19 protein-coding genes and 1 pseudogene are annotated in these 18,182 nt (G+C 68.6%); 7 read left to right on the forward strand and 13 right to left on the reverse strand.

Annotated features, from left to right (window positions below):
- The first annotated feature begins 5 nt into the window (after positions 1–5).
- The 6 genes from ACZ4TR_RS48470 (at position 6) to ACZ4TR_RS48495 (ending at position 7,240) form a co-directional block, all read left to right on the forward strand.
- Positions 6–1,040: an extracellular solute-binding protein gene (locus tag ACZ4TR_RS48470; protein WP_465295926.1), complete on the forward strand. Its 1,035-nt coding sequence runs from the start codon at positions 6–8 to the stop codon at positions 1,038–1,040.
- Positions 1,037–1,903: an ABC transporter permease gene (locus tag ACZ4TR_RS48475; protein ID WP_465295928.1), complete on the forward strand. Its 867-nt coding sequence runs from the start codon at positions 1,037–1,039 to the stop codon at positions 1,901–1,903. The genes ACZ4TR_RS48470 and ACZ4TR_RS48475 overlap by 4 nt, the downstream gene beginning before the upstream one ends.
- Positions 1,896–2,711 (forward strand): ABC transporter permease, encoded by an 816-nt coding sequence (locus tag ACZ4TR_RS48480; RefSeq protein WP_465295930.1) that lies wholly within the window; start codon positions 1,896–1,898, stop codon positions 2,709–2,711. Before ACZ4TR_RS48475 ends, ACZ4TR_RS48480 begins: the two co-directional genes overlap by 8 nt.
- Positions 2,701–3,747 (forward strand): ABC transporter ATP-binding protein, encoded by a 1,047-nt coding sequence (locus ACZ4TR_RS48485; protein ID WP_465295932.1) that lies wholly within the window; start codon positions 2,701–2,703, stop codon positions 3,745–3,747. The genes ACZ4TR_RS48480 and ACZ4TR_RS48485 overlap by 11 nt, the downstream gene beginning before the upstream one ends.
- Positions 3,744–5,336 (forward strand): amidohydrolase, encoded by a 1,593-nt coding sequence (locus ACZ4TR_RS48490; RefSeq protein WP_465295934.1) that lies wholly within the window; start codon positions 3,744–3,746, stop codon positions 5,334–5,336. Before ACZ4TR_RS48485 ends, ACZ4TR_RS48490 begins: the two co-directional genes overlap by 4 nt.
- 119 nt (positions 5,337–5,455) lie before the next feature.
- Positions 5,456–7,240, forward strand: coding sequence for an amidohydrolase (locus ACZ4TR_RS48495; protein WP_465295936.1), 1,785 nt, complete (start codon positions 5,456–5,458; stop codon positions 7,238–7,240).
- A gap of 346 nt (positions 7,241–7,586) precedes the next feature.
- Here ACZ4TR_RS48495 and ACZ4TR_RS48500 read toward each other — a convergent pair.
- The 13 genes and pseudogenes from ACZ4TR_RS48500 to ACZ4TR_RS48560 form a co-directional block, all read right to left on the reverse strand.
- A pseudogene (locus ACZ4TR_RS48500) lies at positions 7,587–7,910 on the reverse strand (integrase core domain-containing protein); the annotation flags it as partial.
- Between the two features lie 62 nt (positions 7,911–7,972).
- On the reverse strand, positions 7,973–8,629 hold the full coding sequence (locus ACZ4TR_RS48505) for an NAD-dependent epimerase/dehydratase family protein (protein WP_465295938.1): 657 nt from the start codon (positions 8,627–8,629) through the stop codon (positions 7,973–7,975).
- Between the two features lie 405 nt (positions 8,630–9,034).
- The gene (locus ACZ4TR_RS48510; protein WP_465296048.1) at positions 9,035–9,598 is read right to left on the reverse strand and encodes a DUF3558 domain-containing protein; all 564 of its coding nucleotides are present in this window, start codon (positions 9,596–9,598) and stop codon (positions 9,035–9,037) included.
- 41 nt (positions 9,599–9,639) lie between these two features.
- The gene (locus ACZ4TR_RS48515) at positions 9,640–10,365 is read right to left on the reverse strand and encodes a hypothetical protein (protein ID WP_465295940.1); all 726 of its coding nucleotides are present in this window, start codon (positions 10,363–10,365) and stop codon (positions 9,640–9,642) included.
- 5 nt (positions 10,366–10,370) lie between these two features.
- Positions 10,371–10,736, reverse strand: a complete 366-nt coding sequence (locus ACZ4TR_RS48520; protein WP_465295942.1) for a hypothetical protein — start codon at positions 10,734–10,736, stop codon at positions 10,371–10,373.
- On the reverse strand, positions 10,733–11,038 hold the full coding sequence (locus ACZ4TR_RS48525; protein WP_465295944.1) for a hypothetical protein: 306 nt from the start codon (positions 11,036–11,038) through the stop codon (positions 10,733–10,735). Before ACZ4TR_RS48525 ends, ACZ4TR_RS48520 begins: the two co-directional genes overlap by 4 nt.
- On the reverse strand, positions 11,035–11,472 hold the full coding sequence (locus tag ACZ4TR_RS48530; protein ID WP_465295946.1) for a YbaB/EbfC family nucleoid-associated protein: 438 nt from the start codon (positions 11,470–11,472) through the stop codon (positions 11,035–11,037). The genes ACZ4TR_RS48525 and ACZ4TR_RS48530 overlap by 4 nt, the downstream gene beginning before the upstream one ends.
- 1,049 nt (positions 11,473–12,521) lie before the next feature.
- Complete coding sequence (locus ACZ4TR_RS48535) at positions 12,522–13,217, reverse strand: hypothetical protein (protein ID WP_465295948.1); 696 nt, start codon at positions 13,215–13,217, stop codon at positions 12,522–12,524.
- 345 nt (positions 13,218–13,562) lie between these two features.
- Entirely contained in the window at positions 13,563–14,024 is a 462-nt protein-coding gene (locus ACZ4TR_RS48540; RefSeq protein ID WP_465295950.1) for a histone-like nucleoid-structuring protein Lsr2, read from the reverse strand.
- Positions 14,025–14,383: 359 nt separating this feature from the next.
- Entirely contained in the window at positions 14,384–14,776 is a 393-nt protein-coding gene (locus ACZ4TR_RS48545; RefSeq protein ID WP_465295952.1) for a hypothetical protein, read from the reverse strand.
- A 390-nt stretch (positions 14,777–15,166) separates the two neighbouring features.
- A complete protein-coding gene (locus ACZ4TR_RS48550) occupies positions 15,167–15,361 on the reverse strand; it encodes a hypothetical protein (protein WP_465295954.1) in 195 nt (64 codons plus the stop codon).
- 135 nt (positions 15,362–15,496) lie between these two features.
- Positions 15,497–16,228, reverse strand: a complete 732-nt coding sequence (locus ACZ4TR_RS48555; RefSeq protein WP_465295956.1) for a response regulator transcription factor — start codon at positions 16,226–16,228, stop codon at positions 15,497–15,499.
- Positions 16,229–16,921: 693 nt separating this feature from the next.
- A complete protein-coding gene (locus tag ACZ4TR_RS48560) occupies positions 16,922–17,257 on the reverse strand; it encodes a hypothetical protein (protein ID WP_465295958.1) in 336 nt (111 codons plus the stop codon).
- A gap of 523 nt (positions 17,258–17,780) precedes the next feature.
- On the opposite strand from ACZ4TR_RS48560, the gene ACZ4TR_RS48565 reads away from it, so the two are divergent.
- Complete coding sequence (locus tag ACZ4TR_RS48565; protein ID WP_465295960.1) at positions 17,781–17,996, forward strand: hypothetical protein; 216 nt, start codon at positions 17,781–17,783, stop codon at positions 17,994–17,996.
- Positions 17,997–18,182 lie beyond the last annotated feature (186 nt).

Consider the following 18,182-nt stretch of genomic DNA (forward strand, 5'->3'; position numbering starts at 1 on the left):
GGACCGTGCGGATACCGAAGATGCTGTCTGCGGCGATACTGCTCCTGGCCACCGGGTGCGCCGTGTCGGAAGGCGGCGAGAACTCCCTGGTGTTCGTCTCCTACGGCCAGGGCGCCTACCAGGCCGGTCAGCGCTCGGCGTGGCTGAACCCCTACACAGCCGCGACCGGCACGACCGTCACCATCGACGGCCCGTCCAGCACCGCCAAGCTCAAGGCGATGGTGGAGGCGGGCAAGGTCACCTGGGACGTCGTCGATACCGAAGCGTCGGTGGCGGCCCAGGCGTGCGGCACCCTCGTCGAGCCGGTCGACATGGGACCGCTGGTGGCTTCGTTCCCCGAGCGCACGCTCACCCCGTGCGGAGTGCCGGACGCGTTCTTCGGCATGACCCTGATGTACAACGCGGATGTCTACGGCGCGCACCCGCCGACGAAGCTCGCCGACTTCTTCGACCCGCAACGCTTCCCCGGCAGGCGGATCATCTACGGCGGCGACCCGAGCGTCGGGACGCTGGAGGCGGCGCTGCTCGCCGACGGCGTTCCGGCCGACCGGCTGTACCCGCTCGACGTGCCGCGTGCGCTCGCGGTGTACGACCGCGTGCGTCGGGGGCTCACCATCACCAGCACCTACGGCGACCAGCAGCAACGCATGGCCGGCGGACAGGCGGACATTGCGCTGATCGTCAGCGCCCGCGCCTACTCCCTGCTGAAAACCGGTGCCACGCAATGGAAAGTCGTTTCCGGGGTGCCGATCCCGGTGACGTGGGACGTGCTGGTCGTCCCCAAGGGATCCCGGCGCGCGGAGCGGGCGAAGGACCTCATCCGCTACGTGTCCGAACCTGCGCGGGCCGCTGCGTTCGCCGAGCAGGCGGGCGTCGGACCGGCGAACACGGCGGCGAAGCCGGACTACCCGGCGGCCGCCCGCGACCTGGACATCTGGGGGGAAGACAAGGAGGACCTGCGCGTGCTCAGCGACGTCCGATGGTGGGCGGCGAACCGGATCGAGGTCGTGAAGACCTGGTCGGACTGGATGACCGGATGACCGCCGTGCTCGCGGGGCCCGCCGCCCCGCCCCGTTCCCGCGCCGGGTGGCTGCTGCTGCCCGCCGCCGCGCTGCTGCTGGTGTTCTTCTGCTATCCGCTGGCCGTGATCCTCTGGCGCAGCTTCACCGAACCGGACTTCGGCGTCGGCAACTACCTCGCCGTGCTCGGCGACGAAGTGCAGATCCGCGTGGTGCTGAGGACCCTGCGGACCGCCGCGGTCATCACGGTCGCGACGCTCGTCGTGGCCTACCCGTACGCCTACGCCATGAGCCGGGTGGGCCGCCGCGCCCGCGGGCTCCTCACGCTGCTGGTCCTGATGCCGTTCTGGACCAGCGTGATGGCCCGCAACTTCGCCTGGTACGTCCTCGAACAACGCGGTGGCGTCATCGAAAAGGCCTTCGACGCCATCGGTGTTCCCGGCGTCACGCTGCTCGGCTCGGTCGCCGGGGTGACCGTGGCGATGGTGCAGGTGATGCTGCCGTTCATGGTGCTGCCGCTGCAGAACACCATGCTGGGCATCGACCGGAACCTGCTGCACGCCGCCCGCAGCCTCGGCGCCCGCGGGCCCGTCGCCTTCCTCCGCGTCTATCTCCCGCTGTCGCTGCCCGGCGTGCTCGCGGGCGTCTCGGTCGTGTTCATCATGTCCCTGGGCTTCTACATCACCCCGGCGCTGCTGGGCACCCCGCAGCAGGCGCTCGCCGCCCAGGTGATCGGCACGCAGGTCAACGACCTGCTCGACTTCGCCGGCGCGGGTGCGCTCGGCGCGATCCTGCTGGTGATCACCCTGGTCGTGCTCGCGGCCATCAGCCGCGTCGCGGCGCCGGTGGCCACCAGCGCGGCGGGAGGGACCGACCGTGGCTGACAACCTGGTCCGTGCCCGGCACGAGCGCACGCTCGGCTGGGGACTGCGGGTGTGGGTGGTGCTGGTGGGCTTCGTGCTCGTCGTGCCGACGCTCGTGGTCATCCCGATGAGCTTCGGCGCCGGCTCGACCTTCCAGTTCCCGCCCGACGGCTGGTCGTGGCGCTGGTACAGCGAGTTCTTCGGCAGCAAGCAGTGGCTGGCCGCGCTGGCCAACTCCGTCCAGGTGGGACTGCTTGCCGCCGCCCTCGCCACCGTGCTCGGCGTCGCCGCCGCGTTCGGGCTCGACCGCGCCCGCTTCCGCGGCCGGGGCGTCGTGCGCCAGGTGCTGATGGCCCCGATGATCCTCCCCGGGATCGTCGTCGCGGTGGCGGTTTACGGCGTCTTCCTGCGCTGGCAGCTCAACGGCACCATGCTCGGCTTCGTGCTCGCGCACGCCGTGCTCGGCCTGCCGTTCGTCGTCACGTCCGTGCAGACCAGCCTCGCCGGGTACGACCCGACGATGGAACGCGCCGCCGCGAGCCTCGGCGCGACCCGCCTGACCACCCTGCGGACGGTGGTGCTGCCGCTGATCGCGCCCGGCGTCACCTCCGGGTTCGTGTTCGCCTTCGCGACGTCGTTCGACGAGGTCGTCATCGCGCTGTTCCTGCAGACCCCCGACATCAAGACGCTGCCCGTGCAGATGTACGAGTCGATCGTGCTCGAGATCGACCCGACCATCGCCGCGGCCTCCAGCCTCATCGTCGTGTTCACCACCGTACTGCTGCTCGTGCCCCAGATCCTTCGCCGACGGAGCCACCATGACCGATGACACCCGCGGGATCACCACCGCGCACGTGACCAAGGCCTACCCCGGCGTCGACCGCCCGGCGGTCGACGACGTGTCCCTGCGCATCGCCGACGGCGAGTTCATGACCTTCCTCGGGCCGTCGGGGTCCGGGAAGACGACCATGCTGTCGATGATCGCCGGCTTCACCCCGCTGTCCGCCGGGTCGATCACCCTCGACGGACGGGAGATCTCCCGGCTCAAACCGCACCGGCGCGACCTCGGCGTGGTGTTCCAGCAGTACGCACTCTTCCCGCACATGACGGTCGCCCGCAACGTCGCGTTCGGCCTCGCGCGCCGGGGCAGGCCGAGCGCGGAGATCGATCGCCGGGTGGCCGAGGTGCTGGCGATGGTCGACCTGACGGCGGTCGCGGATCGCTTCCCCCGCCAGCTCTCCGGCGGGCAGCAGCAGCGCGTCGCGCTCGCCAGAGCCGTGATCTACGAACCGCGGGCGCTGCTGATGGACGAGCCGCTCGGCGCGCTGGACAAGAAGCTGCGCGACCAGCTGCAGCGCGAGATCGCCCGGATGCACCGCGAGCTCGGCATGACGTTCCTGTTCGTCACACACGACCAGCAGGAGGCGCTCACGCTGTCCGACCGCATCGCCGTGTTCAACCACGGCCGCGTCGAGCAGATCGGCACGCCCGAAGACCTCTACGAGCGCCCGGAGACGTTGTTCGTCGCGCAGTTCGTCGGCGAGTCGAACACGCTGCGGCTGACGCCCGGCGAGGTGACGATCGTGCGCCCGGAGCGAGTGATCCTCCACACGGGAGGCGAGACCGTCCCGAGTGGACACCAGCGCGCCGGTGCGACGGTGACCGACGTCGTGTACGTCGGCGACCACACGCGGGTCTGGTTGCGCTACGCCGACGGCTCGCGCGGTTGCGCGATCCTGCCCGCCGGCGCGGTCCACGACCACCGGCCCGGCCTCGAGGTCGCCGTGGCGTGGCACCCGGAGCACCAAGCCGTCGTGCCGGACCCGGTCGGCACGCCGGAGCTGGCCGGGAGCGCGGCCGGGTGAGCGGGGAGCTGCTGCTGCGCGGCGGAACCGTCCACGGCGGCGGGACCGCGCTCCTGGTGCGGGACGGCCTCATCGCGGCCGTCGGCGACGACGCCGTCTCGGACACGGCAAGGGTGATCGACCTGGGCGGCCGGACGGTGGTGCCGGGCATCAACGACGCGCACCTGCACCTGGTGTGGCACGCGCTCAGCGGCCCCGAGTTCTGTGTCGACCTCTCCGCCGCGGCGAATCTCGATGCGGTCGTCGAGGCGCTGGCGGCCGCCCCGGACGGCGAGTGGGTCGTCGGCCGCGGCTGGCGGGAAACGACGATCGCCGAGTTCGCGTCCGGCGCCGCCGAACCCGGCCGAGCCTGGCTCGACGGCGTGACCGGCCCTCGTCCCGCCGTGCTGCACCACGCGTCGTCGCATTCGGTGTGGGCCAACAGCGCCGTGCTGCGGCGGGCGGGGATCACCGCCGCCACCCCGGATCCGGTGGCCGGGGAGATCGTCCGCGACGCTCGCGGCGAGCCGACCGGGCTGCTGGTGGAAAGCGCGCAGGACCTCGTCGCGCGGTTGCTGCCGCGGCCGAGCCGGGCCGAGCGGCTCGACGCGATCGTGCGCGCGATGGCGCGGCTCAACGCCCTCGGCGTCACCAGCGTGACGGATCCGATCGTGACGCCGGATCTGTGGCAGGACTACCGCGACCTGCACGCCGAGGGCCGGCTGACCGTGCGCGTCAACGCGTTGCTGCACTGGGACTGGCCGTCGCCGACCAGCTCGGCCGAGGGCTTGGCGGCCCACCTGGAGAGCGTTTCCTTCGGCGGCGACGACTTCCTGCGGGCAGGAGGGGTCAAGCTGTTCGCCGACGGCGTCCCGACCCACTGCACGGCCTGGATGCACGAGCCGTACTCAGCAGGCGGGCACGGCGACCTCGTCACGCCGGGTGGCAACACCGAAGAGCGGCTCGCCGAGCTGCACCGGCTCGTCGCCGTCGCCCACCGCCACCGCGTCCAGGTGCAGGTCCACGTGACGGGGGACCGGGCGGCCGACGCCGTGGCCGACGCGATCGAAGCGGCCCAGGCCGCGGACCCGTGGCCCGGAGCGCGGCACGTGCTGATCCACGGCACGTTTCTCGCGCCACCGGTCCACGAGCGGCTCGCCCGCGCCGGAATCGGCGTGATCACCAGCTCGCTCATGCGGACGTTCAGCGGGCCGTCGATGGTGCGGACGGTCGGTGAATCCCTGTGGTCTCAAGCGTTCCGCGCCCGGGCGCTGCTCGACCACGGGGTGGCCGTGGCGGACAGCTCCGACGCCCCGGTCACGAACCCGGACTGGCGGCGGGGTGTCGCGACCTTCACCGGCGCGCCGGGCCCGAACCCCTTCGCCCGGCCGCCCGAGGGCGACCTGCTGACGCGCGAAGAAGCCTTCGGGCTGTGGACGTCCGGTCCGGCGTGGCTGGAAGGCGCCGAGCACAGCAAAGGAAGCCTCGCCGTCGGCCGGTTCGCGGACCTGGCGGTGTTCGACGCCGACCCGCTGACGGTCCCGGCGGCCGACCTGCTGGCGCTGCGGCCGGTGCTGACCCTGGTCGGCGGCCGCGTGGTCGCCGCCTGATTTTCGGTTTCCCGGCCGAGTCGCGTGCTCGGCCGAGTTCGTCCTGCGCGGAAACGCCACGGAAGGAGAGTTCCATGGAGAGTGATCTGGGCCGACGGCAAGTGTTGCGGGGAGCCGTCATGGCGGCCGCCGGAGCCGCGGTGACGGGGGCGTTCCCGGCCGGGAACGCCGAGGCGAGGAGCGGACCCGCCGACCTGGTCGTCCACAATGGCCGCGTGCTGACCCTCGATCAGCACTTCCGGAGTGCGGAGGCGATCGCGGTGCGCGGCGGGCGGGTGCTCGCGGTCGGCAGCGCGCGGGAGGTCAAGCGCCTCGCGGGTCCCCGCACCCAGCTGCTCGACGCCGCCGGCGGCACGGTGCTGCCCGGCATCAACGACTCGCACCTGCACCTGAGCGCGTTCGGGCTGAACCGGCCACCGTGGACGTACGACGTCGACAAAGTGACGATCGCCGAGGTGGTCGAGGCGGTGCGCGCGGCGGTCGCCCAGGCGCCGTCGCCCGACTCGTGGATCCGCGGCGGCGGCTGGCAGGAGCTGAAACTGCCGCGTGCGCCGCGGGCCGCCGACATCGATCCGGTGTCGGGGAATCACCCGGTGGTGCTGAAGGACTTTTCGGGGCACGCGATCTCGGTGAACTCGGCGGTGCTTCGGCTCGCGGGCATCACCCGCGAAACGGCGCCGCCGGTCGGCGGGGTGATCGACAAGGACGCCGACGGCGAGCCCACCGGCGTCCTGCGCGAAACGGCCAGGAACCTGGTGCAGTCGGTGATCCCCGCGTTCAGCCCGGCGGAGGTGTCCCAGGCGATCGACATCGGGATGGGGCTCCTGCACGCGGTGGGCATCACGAGCCTGACCGAGCCGGGCATCGGCCTGGACACGCTGGAGATCTACCGGGACAAGGCGCGGGCGCGGAAGCTGCCGATGCGGATCACGGCGTTGCTTTCGGGCGGGATGGCCCCGGCGACCGTCCGCCGCATCCTGGGTGACTACCGGCCGGCGAAGGACGTCGACCCCCGGTTCCTGCGGGTGGCCGGGATCAAGGTGTACGCCGACGGTATCCCGCGGTTCCACACGTCGTGGATGAACCAGCCGTACCTCGACGGCACCAACGGGACGATGGTCATCGACGGCGCGAACACGGCGGAGCAGATCGCGAACCTGGACGAGATGATCCGGCTCGCGACGAACGCGGGAATGCAGGTGGGCACGCACGCCACCGGCGACGCGACGACGGACGCGGTGGTCGCGGGCTACGTGAAGGCTCGCGGGCCCGGCTGGCGGGCGAAGGACCTGCGGCACTACGTGATCCACTGCAACTTCCCGTCGGCCGCGACGCTGCGGACGATGGCCCGGCACGACATCGGGGCCAACCTGAACGCGGAGATCCTGTACCTGCAGGGCCGCGTTCTGGAGTCGATCATCGGGCCGGAGCTGACGGAGTACCAGTGGCCGTACCGCAGTGCGCTGAACGCGGGGGTCCGGGTGGCATCGGGGTCGGACGCGCCGGTGGTGGCCCCGGCGTGGTTGCGCGGCGTGCTGGCGGCGACGCTGCGCGAAGGCGCGGCCGGTCAGGTGGCAGGAGAGGCGGAGCGCATCACGGTGCGCGAAGCCCTCGCGACGTACACCTCGACGTCGGCGTGGCAGGACCACGCGGAGAGCTGGAAGGGAACGCTCGAGCCGGGCAAGGTGGCGGACGTCTGCGTAGTCGGCGGCGACGTGCTCGAGGTGGACCCGCGCGACTTCGGTTCGTTGCCGATCACCGCGACGGTGGTCGACGGGCGGGTGGTCCACGAGCGGTCGAGCGGTGCACAGGGAACTCTCGCGGATGCCGCGGCGTTGACGGCGTCCGGGTGTTCCCACGACGGCCGTTGCTGCTGTGAGGTGGCGGAGGAGATCCGAGGCTGAGCCCCAGGTGAATGAGCGCATGCCTGTGGGCTTGATCCTCCAGCGGAAGATCAAGCCCACAGGCGGAGCTCTATTGCGTGTTGTTGGTCTCGTTGGGCAATTGCTCTCGCTTGCGGGTTCGATTCACCTCCTCTCGGGAGGCTGGGCGCCCACGTCGCACAAACTCACGCAGTTCGCGCAATACGGATGTGAACTCGCGCAGTGACCGCAGGTGGTTGGTCAGGCGAGACCAGGCGGTGACGCGCGAGCGGAAAAGCGGCCACCGCGAGAAGACCGGCAGGCGCGCGTTCTCCAAGAGCGAGAAGCGGCTCCGGGTGAAAGCGACGGTCATCACCAACCCGCTCAGCTAGCTGTATGAGGCCATGACATTGGTGACGCCGGTGTGGAGCCGGGTGACTGGTGGCTGGTTTCCGGCGGCGGTGTGGTCGATGATAGTTGTAGTGCACATTCCAGACGGCCAGGGCTGCGGTGCGGTGGGCTTCGCTGGTCCAGGCGTGGGCGTAGAGGAACTCTTCGGCGAGGATGCGGTTGTAGCGCTCCACTTTCCCGTTGTGGCGTGGAGTGTAGGGCGTGATCCGCTGATGCCGGGCCCCGCGTAGGACGGTGGCGAAGTCGTTCGCGCGGTAGCAGAGCCGTTGTCGGTGACCAGGCGGTGGATGTGGGTGCGCCCGGTCCTCGACATCTCACCGCGGCACTACGACGAACCTCGTACTCCGCGGCCCGTCGTCGGCGTCACTTCTGTGCGAGTTCGCGGAGGCGGGGTTCCCCGATCATCGTGAGCATGTCGGTCGTGCGGGGAGCCCACTTCAGTTCCTCGCGGGTGCGTGGTGCGCGGATGCGGCTGGAGGCGCCCATGATGAGCGCACCGAACTCACCCCACACGGTGGCGGCTTCCTCCGGGGACACGCTGCGGCTGGGCCGGTCCAAGTCGCGGCCGACGGCTTCGGCGATCCAGCGGTTGGGTGTCTCCCCGGCGACCGCGTGGTAGAGGCCGCCGCCGGTGCCCCGGGTCAGCACGAGTTCGAAGAGGCGGCTCACGTCGTCGATGTGCACGTGGCTGTAGGTGTTGAGTCCTTCTCCGACGTAGCAGGCGGTGCCGGTGCGGGCGACTGACTGGTAGATCATCGCGATGTGCCCGTGGTCGCCCGGGCCCCAGATCAGTCCGGGGCGCACGACCATGCCGCGGACCTGGCGGTGCGTCGCGGCACGCACCAGCCGTTCCACGGCGAGGCGTTCGGTCGCGAGTGGTTCCACGGTGAAGGGGTCGTTTTCGGCGAAGGTGTCGTCGCTCCAGGCGCCGGCGGTGCGCTGCATGAGGACACCGCTGCCGGAGGTGAACACGACGGTCTTTCCGCTCCCGGTGAGTGCGTCCAGCAGCGTGGAGACCACGGCGCGGACGGCGCACGCATCCGGTCGCGGTCCGTTGACGGTCCAGTGCTCGGCACGATCGGCTACGGCGCCGGATTCTGGGTGTCGTGCACGCGGCGGTCTCCGACGGGCACGCGTGGGGCTGGTTCTATCGCGGCGGCACCTATGGCTGGGTCCGCGGCGACCTGTGGGAGGTCGAGCAGCTCACCGGTCCCGGTGGAGGTGAGACACCGGCGGTGCCCCGATGCCCGTGACACTGTTGCCGTAGCAGCAGAGATCGCATGCTGGCGAGTTGCCGTGGTGCGACCCTGCTCTCGTCCCGGATATGCCGGGCGAGAGCAGGGCTCGCACGACGGTGTGCGTTCGATGATCGTCGGCGGTCCGTTTGTGCTCGTGTGAACCGATGCGATGTCCGACGCCTTGGTGTCAGCGTTGCCGCAGGTTGCCGATCACGAACTCGGCCATCTTCGCGACGCCGCCGCAGCGGTCGTTGTCCCAGTAGTTGTTGCGAAGATCTCTGCCCTCGATTTCGAAGGTCAGCATCTGCTGGTCGGTGACCTCGACCGAGACCGAGCACTCGCCGGGAGCTCTGAATTCGTGGTAGACGACGGCGGGAAGGCCGTTGATTGACGTCTCCGTCCACGGCTCCAGTTCGCCGTTTTTCTTCAACGGCGACGTCGAGAGTTCGATGAGCGTTTTCGGGCTCTGAACTGGCTTCAACGCCACCAGCAGAGCGCCAGCCGGGTTCGGCCAGGCGCAACCGAACGCGGGCAAAGTCGTCCGCCGGGACGGCTGCATCCCGTTCGGTGGGTCAGCCACGACAGCGGCGGCCTGCTCCTTGGTCAGCAGGCTGCACGGGTCGGAGTCGAACTTCGCCAAGTCGACGGGGGCGTCGACCTGGTCTAGTGGCAGGGGCGCGCCTGTCTGCGCCGGCGCCGGCGCCGCGGAGAGAAGCCGATCCGGTGTCGACGATCCGCAGGCGGCCAGCATGCTCACCCACAGCAGCGTCGTGCACGCGATCACCGATGCCCTCATGTCGGCGCCGCCGAGGGGTCGATGCGCCACTGCCGCTGGTCATCGATACCGGAGTTGCCCGGCATGGGGGGCATGTCCGGGAAGTTGGTGTTGCCTTGCACCAGAGCGACGGCCTGCTTCTGGAAACCTCCCAGAGTTTTCTGGGCCTCTGCGAACAAGTCGCTGACCGATTTGACGAGGTCGAACAACGCGTCGGCGACGGTGTCGACCACATCCTTGGAGGTGATGACGTCGATGATGGGGATCTCGGCGGTCGCGATCGCGATGATCGTCTTGTAGCCGACCTTGCCCAGTTCGACGGCGCAGTTGCCGATGAACTCGATGGCTTTGGCGTAGGTGTCGATGACGCAGCCGGCGATCTCAGAGAGGATCCCGGACATGCTCGCCACGACCTCCTGCTGCCCCTCGAGGGCCTTGCCGACGAGGTCGGCGTACCCGGCGAACTGCTCCTTGCCGCGGCCGCTCCAGGTTCCGGCCACGGCAAGGACGGCTTGGGCGATGTCGTCGCCAGCGTCACCGAGATTCTTCTTCTGCGCAAAGTCCATCGCTATCGATTGGACGTGCAGCGCGTTGCCGAGCAATCGGTTGCGGACGTCGGTCAGCAGCCGCAGGACGTTGTCCTGCCCGAAAAGCTGCGCGATCTGGCGGATTTTCGCGTCGGCGTCCTCGGGATAGGGCTGCGGCTGAGCACGAGGATCAGGCGGGGCGACCGGAGGTGTCATCATGGTCAGTTCAGCCCCTTCTCCAGATCGCGCAGCCGCTTGAAGTCCGCCTCGTCCTGGGTCTCGTAATAGTCAGCGGCCTTGTCGAGAGCTTCGGCGAGCCGTTCCAGTTGCATCGCGCCCTTGTCGGTTTTGTCCCGCATCTGCGCAACAGTCTGGTTGAAGGTGTACACGATGTTCGCCATAACACCGAGCATTCCGACGTCGTCGTCGCGCAGGACGATTTGTGACAGGTCCTGACTGCCGAACGTGACGACCTTGTCGCGGGCGGCGTAGACGTCGTCGGTGGCTTTGCGCAGGGCTTCGGGGTAGACCTCGAAGCCTGAGCCGGCTGCGGCGTTGCCGTAGGGGTTGAAGTTGCCGCTGCTCATCGGGTCTCCCGTGCTGCCTCGTCGAGCATGGTCGTGCGCCGGGTCGCGGCGGCGGATTCCGCGTTGGTGATCGCGCGCAGGACGTGTCCGGCGAGGCTGGCACCGGTCTGCGCGGCGACCGCGTCCCGCGCGAGGTCGACCGAGACGAGGCCGCCGAGGCCGTCGACGGTGACCGTGCCGAGGCCGGCTCCGATGTCGAGGACCAGCGGCAAGCTCTCGCCGGTCTTCGCGGCGTGGTCGACGGCAGCCACGCGCGCGTCGATCTCCTTGGCAAGGTGGTAGAGCCGTTCTTCGCTGTTCACCAGCGACCACCTCCGGCTTCGGGCTCGTCGTCGGTGAGGAAGTCGAGTTCCGCGAAGTTCTCGTCATCCTCCGGCGCGGCGACGCGCCGAGCTGATTCCGGTGGCGCGGCCGGCGGCGCCGCGGCCGGCTCAGGGATGGGCATCGGCGGTGGCTGTTTGCCGAACAGGGCGTTCAGGTGTGGTAGTGACGACGCGCGCGCGGCGGTGCGGGCGTTGTGGACGGCTTCGACGATGCTCGGCCCGAGCTTTTGGATGTGAGCGCCGTGCAATGCTCGGTCGTCGATGCGCAGGTCGACGAGTTTTTCCTGACCAGTCACGGTCACGGTGACCAGATGGTCGCCCGAGCGGGCTGTGTGCCGCGTGGCAGCCAGTTGCGAGTCGAGTTCGGCGGCTTGTTGCTGCATCTGCCGCAGGTCGCGGTGTGGTGCGATCATGACGGTGCCACGATGTTGACCATGATGTATCCCCTGCTCCAGGTCCTGTCAACGTGACAGAACGTGCCCGGCGTGCACCTTACTGGGACTGTGTCACAGCGCAAGCGGAAACGGTGGAGGGCGGCGTAGATCACGATCATGAACTGCAAATCGGATTCTGTGGTCATGCATCCGGCGCCGCTGCTCAATGCCGGCAGGTTGCTGCTTTCGGGTGGGCCTCGGCGTAAGGGTGTCGGCGCAGTGGGGGCGGACGGTAGACAGGGACGTTCGCCGACGCGGTTGGTCCGTACTGTGCGGCAGAACGGGCTGGCGTCGTGGCTGTTGATGATGTCGAGGGCCTGCAGGACCACAGGTTCGCTGCAGGCGGTGACACCCGGGTGCGGTCGGTGGCTGAGCTTGGGCCTCAGCGGCAGTCACGCGAGGCTGGCCGATCTGGCGCTGGAGCGGTTCGCGGGCGGGTGGCTCCTCGGCAGTTGCCGTCAATGCCGGCACACTTCACGAGCCGCGCTGTCGAGCTCCAGGAGTCGGACCACATCGCTGAGGCCGTGGATGGTTCGCGGGATCGGGCGCGCCGGTGGCGGTGATTGTCGGGCCCGGTGGGGTGGGAAAGACCGCGTTGGCGGTCACCTGGGCTGCGCGCAACGCTGACCTCTTTCCCGATGGGCAGCTCTATGTCGACATGCGGGGTTTCGGCGGATCTTGCTGCTCGCCGCCGACTGAAATCGCGAGCGCCATCGCCGCCCGCCGACGTTCCGCCCGGGGCGAACGATGTCGCCATCTCGTCTTCGGCGCTGGACCTCCGGGGTGGAGCCTGCGGAACCCGCCGAGTGGCTCTGGTGGCCGAGTGTCGGCAGGTGGGACTCGGGCGGGGGATCGTAGGCCGTGCCGTTGCCCCGGCTCGGCCACCCGGGCCTGCCAGGAGGGGCTAGCTGTTACAGATCAGCCCTCTGATGCCCCCCAGTCAGGCGACGAGACTTGGGACAGACTGCGCCACCTGCGTGTCCGCCGTGAGCAACTGATCGTCCGTCGATGCTGCGCCGTGTTCGGAGTCAGGTGGCGCCGGGGCCGAAGAGACCGTCGAATTTGGCTTTCGCCCGTCGCCGGAGCAGGAGGAGAACCGCGGTAAGCACGGAAGCCACGGCGATGCTGCCGCCCACCAGCCACCACGGCCAGGTCGGCGGGGTGTGCCCGGTGACGACGAGCGTGTGTCCGCCGGGCACCGCGGTGATGTCCGCCGGAGTCATGACCAGGTCCCCGGTGGTGAGCAGGTCGTTGTGTACGCGGAAGTCCGTCAGGTCGGTGTAGCTGTGTCCGGTCTGATCCACGGCCAGGGATTTTCCGGGGCCGCGCACCACGTAGAGGGTCAGGAGCTCGAGCGAGCCGCGTTCGCGCTTGACGAGTAATGATCGGGCGTACAAGTCACCGCCGACGACGGTACGTACCGTCTGCCGGACCTGGTCGTTCAGGTCGCACTTGTCGGAGGGCAAGGGACTCGGTGGCTTGCCGTTGCCGCACCGGAATGTCCCTAGCAACGCGCTGTACAACTGCGAGGTTGAGTAGTTGGCCAAGAGGAACTGCCGCCGCTGCGAGCTTGACCCGGTTCCGGTGAACCGGTCGTTCTTCACCGAGATCGACCGGGTGTATTCGTCGAGCAGGGTGAGTGGGGACGGTACCGGGTCCGGCGGTCCGCACGCGGAGATGGCCAGCGTCGCCGCCACGGCGAGGAGCAGGGAAAACAGGCGCACTCGGCGACCATAACGGTGTCTCGGCGGGACCTGTCCCGGATTCGGGATGACACGGGCGAGGGCAGGGCACACGGTTGCCGCGGCACATGACCCAGCGCGATGGCACAGCGCCGTGGGCAGGCCGACTGGGGTGGGCGAGTTGCTCGCCGTCGGCCGCGGCGCCGGTTTCCCCGTGAATACACGCGGGAACAGGATGCCGGCGACAACGCCTTCGGGGGCATCGAGAACTCGCCATGGTGCCTGACGCTGCGTCAGGCACCGCTCGCAGCGTGCACCGATACTTGGTCCCCGCGAGGGGTGCACTGGTTCGCAGGAAGGCCGATGACTCAGCTGCAGCCGTCCAGGTCAGCTCTTGTCGGCCTTCTTTCGTGCGGGCGCACGTTTGCTGGCTGGCTTGGCAGGCTCTTTCTCGACGGGCTCGGGTTCCGGCTCGGCAGCCAGGGCGGCGAACTTATCAGCTTCAAACGCGGTGGAGATCTCGTTGGATATCCGGCCCCGCTCTGACACCTCGTAGCCGTTCGCCTGCGCCCAAGCGCGCACTCGCTGGTTGTGCTCGCGGTCGGCCGCATGCGTCGATCCGCTGCGGCTGCTGCTCGCCGTCGACTGGCCAACGTCAACGTGGACTCGGCGACCGCCCGTGCGCTGACCTGCTTCGATGTATGGAGCGAACTTGTCACGAAGCGCCTGGGCGTTTTCGTCGGACAGGTCGATCTCGTACAATATGCCGTCGAGCGCGAACGGCACCGTCTGTGTCGCGACGCCGCCATCGAGGTCGTCGACGATTTCAACGAGAACCTTCTGGGCCATTGGAGAACCTTTCAACCGGGCAACGTGAGCGCGGGTTTCCGGCGCACCGTCGAGCATAGTTCTATTTCGCCGAAATCGCGGAATGACACACGGCGCCGCGAGCCTCGGCAGCCTGCCAATCACCTTCGTTCCAGATTGGTGGCAATGGCGTGAAGTACCTGCCGCCGGGTCGAGCCGCTGATCAGTCTCGCAGACGGTGCTGTGCCCAATGCCAATATCGGTGTTTGCGACGGCCAGCGTTCTGCGCGCCGACGCGCCGTCGTGGGCCGATCGCAGGCATTCTGACAGTAGCTTCGTCGAGGCGAGCCCGTCACGCGGGTGTTGCGGAGTTGTCCCGGGCGGGCTCGTCGACATCGGGTTCAGGTGGGCAAATGACGGGGGAGCGGGTCCAAAGCGGTGGCGGCAGCCGAGAGCGCCGCAGGCCAGCGACCTGTGATCGCGGTCCAAGCTTGACGTAGAGATACCCGGTCGGCGAGCACGAGATAGGGCGGGGCGCCCCACTGCGACGCCACGACGGTGCCCACCCGGTCCGAATCGGCCGCCTCCGGAGCGCCGCCGGGTAGAAAGTCCAGGGTGCAGTTGATGCCGCTGCCAGTGATGTCGTCGTCGATCCCGGCGCCGGCGCAGGTGAAGCTCCGCAGGAGGTTTCGGGCATCGGCCGACGACGGCATCGCTGCGTGCGGGTGCGCAGCGTTATAGCGCTCCGCCGAGTCGTAGACCGGATAACTCGGGGACTGGGGCACCGAAGTCATGTCGCTGATCGTAGATGCCGCCGGCGTCTCGGGTTACGCGTCTCACCCGGGCAGGTTCACCCACGGCCGGGACAAGCGGCTTGGCCAGTGAGCTCAGCTGGCGGCCATGGCCGCCGGGATTCCAGCTACCCGTCTTGCGCCGGTACACCAACGGGTTCGAGAAGATCGTATCCGGCTACCAGCTGCGGTAGCTACGGGCGCCGCGCACGAGACTCGTCGGCCGCGGTGGGTTACCAGATCTGCGACGCGCGACACCAGGTGGTGTCTGCCGCCACAGGCTTGTCCGGTCGGCAGTTGCGCGGACGGCTTGTGCGTCCACTCAGAGGCGGACAGGGCAGGGCTTTCCCTTCATCTGTAGGGGATATGCGTGGTACCCGCCGCAACGGGACGTCAGGTGTCCGTGGTGTTGTGCTCGGTGGAGCCTTCGGTCGCGGGTTCTGGCCTCTTCGACTCGAGCCGGGAGGTGGTCGCTTTGTCTGGGGTCGGCTTCGGAATGTCACTGCCTGGCTGCCAGGCGACACGCAGCTCGCTGAGCATCGCGTCGAAGATGGGAGTGCCCGCCGCGGTCTTGTTCGTCGTGCTCATCTGTCGGCTCTCGGGTCATCGGGCGACTGGTGTCGATGTCGCGCTCGTGCGGGTGGAGTTTCTTCGCGTCGCCGGTGGCCCTCCCACCTGTGCGGACGACCACCGGGCCAGGTCGGTATCCGGCGGGGCAGGGGCTCAGGCCGATCGCGAGATCGTCATGTCGGGGGCGCCGAGCAGGCCGAGCTGGTACCCGCGGGCGACGGCGTGTGCCCGGTCTCGTGCGGCGAGCCTGTGCATGATCTGTTTGGCGTGGGTGCGGATCGTCTCTACCGTGACACCGAGCTGGTCGGCGATCTCGGCGTTGCGGAATCCGTGTGCGATCAAGCTGAGGATCTCCGACTGGCGTTGGGTGAGCCGGGTGGTCTGCGCCGGGATGACGCCGGATCCGCCCATGGGGGTGAGCAGCCGCGCGAGGTGAGGGTCGAGGAAGACGCGCTCGCCATGTGCTGCGCGGATCGCCGCGATGATCACCGTTGGTGGGGCTGACTGTGAGACCAGCCCGTTCACCCCCGCGAGGCGGGCGACGTGCACGTAGCCGGCGGCGGTCTTGCTGTCGTCGTGCACCAGGCCGATCACCCGGACGGCGGGGTGTGCCTCACGCAGGGCGTGGATTCTGCTGGCGTTGTGGTCGAGCTTGCTGTCCACGAGTACGACGTGTGGCTGCAAGTGCCGGACCGCGGCCAATGCCTTCTCGGCGTTGGGTGCAGCGCCGCACCAGGTGAGCCCGCTGGTGCGGTCTACGAGCGCGTGCAGGCCGTACGCGGTCAGTGGCTGGGTGGCCAGGACGAGCACCCGCACCGCGGAGGGGCTGGTGGGGGTGCGGTGACCGTCGGCGGCGGGTTCGGTGATCGCGTCGATCGTTGCCATCGTGCTGCACCTCGAGGTCGGTCGGCGGGGACTATGGGGTGATGACCGGCACAAGGCTTCATGACGCGAATGGCGCCAGAGATCTCGACCCTGGGTGACGATCAGGCGACCTCGAACCGTCGCGGACGTACTCTCGGTAGATTCTTGCTTTGGTGCAGTCCGGTCGTTGGTCTGTTTCACGACCTAGGGGAGTGGCGCTGCGACGACGAGTGATACGCAGAGAGGTTGAACGCCGCTGCTACCACTTAGCGTGGTCGTGTCCCCTATAAGGGTGGTTTTGGACAGAGGCCTAGTTGGAGTTCTCCCGGCGCACGTGGTGTGAAGGGTTTGACGCGGTCTCGGTCTGCTGACCTACGCCGTCCCGAGGCGTTATCCCCGCAACCGTTAACCCTTGTCCTGCCTATGGTCCGGTCGAGTTGCGACGCGTGTCTTAGTGCGGGATTTGTGATCAAGCCAGGTAGGCCGTCGTGCTCGGTGTCGGCGGGGTTCGAATCCCGGTGCCGCTGCCGGGCATCACCGAACGCGGCAGCGCCGCGCACGGTGTCGCGACCAAACGGCACTCCCTATCCCCTACCGTTCGACACCACGACCGGCGCGACGCCCTCGGTGCTCAGTGCCTCCGACGCCCGATGCGGGTCAAACCCCGCGTCGGCTTCTCCTTCCCATACTCCCTTCGGGGACCACGCCGAAGGTCTACCGCTTCGACCCGAACATCGGCGCCCCCTTCGGCTGGTCGCCCAGGGTGCCGTCTCCATCAACAGCGCTGATACGGACTGGATGTCTGATCCGCACCGCAAGTGTGTTCGTGGCCAGCGTGGAGATCCCGACAGTCGGCCCCGCGAAGACGATGCGAAAGACGCTGTTTCGATCGGCAAGCACGGCGGCGGCCGACGGTCTGAATGCTGCGACTGTCTCGCCGTCGTCGAACGCGCTCTGAAGAACCTCGGTGACCAGGCCATCCCAACCGGTTGGGCCGTCCAGCACCACCTCCGGGGGCGACATGTCGCGCAGTGCCTCGTCGAGATCCACGCCCGCGCGAGCCCGTGCACTGCCGGGATTCCCCCTCGTTTGGCACGCCGCGATCATTGCTGGCCACGAGGGAACGGCGAGACGGCTCCTCAAGGGGTGACATCGCAATGGTTTGCGTTCGGTAGAACGTGCCTGCACCGGCCTCGGCCGATGCGGGGTGGCCGAGTTTGGGTGCGAAGTCGCCGCCGTGGCTTGCGGGCAGGTGATCTTGACCGGCAGCTTGCTGTGCTGCTGCTTCGGGCCGGCCCACGCAAGGCCCCCAAGGCTGGTGGCGGGCTTCGGGACGCTCAACATGGGGGGAACAAGGCTGCAAGGAGTTCAGGCAGCGGTGCAAGGTCATCCCCCAGGTGGGGGGTTCTAGGTGTCGGCAGACTGGCGACGTATCGCTGTGCGGAAGCGTCCAATCCAGGTCGACAGGTTGAGTACACGTTCTGGCCGGTGGTATCCCGGCAAGCGACCACGTTGACGATCGGCTAGCGTTCCCCAGCGACTGCCGCAGTCGACCCGGTGAAAGGACAAACACGTGGCTATTTCCGCCAACTTCGACAAGCAGCTGGACAAGGCCTATGAGAACCTCACTCTTGCCGAGGTCCTCGACGCTCCCGTCGCCGCACTCGCCGGCGTAAGCGACGGTGACGCCGAGAAGCTGGCAGCCGCCTTCAACATCAAGACCGTGCGCGACCTCGGAACCAACAAGTATTTCCGTTTCGCCGCGGCCCTTGTGGATGTTGCCAAGTAGCCCACCTTTTCTGCTGCCCGCTGGTCGCGGGTGAGCCCGGAACGCCACGCTTCACCGAGCTTGTTCTCGCGTGAAGCGTGGCGATCTGGTGAGAATGATCGACCCAACGGTCCCTACGTGGGTGACACCAACAGCTGCCGGTTCAGGTGACAAAGCCCCGCGCCCGTGATGTGACCGGCGGGGGCC

The organism is Amycolatopsis sp. NPDC028719, from assembly GCF_055565395.1.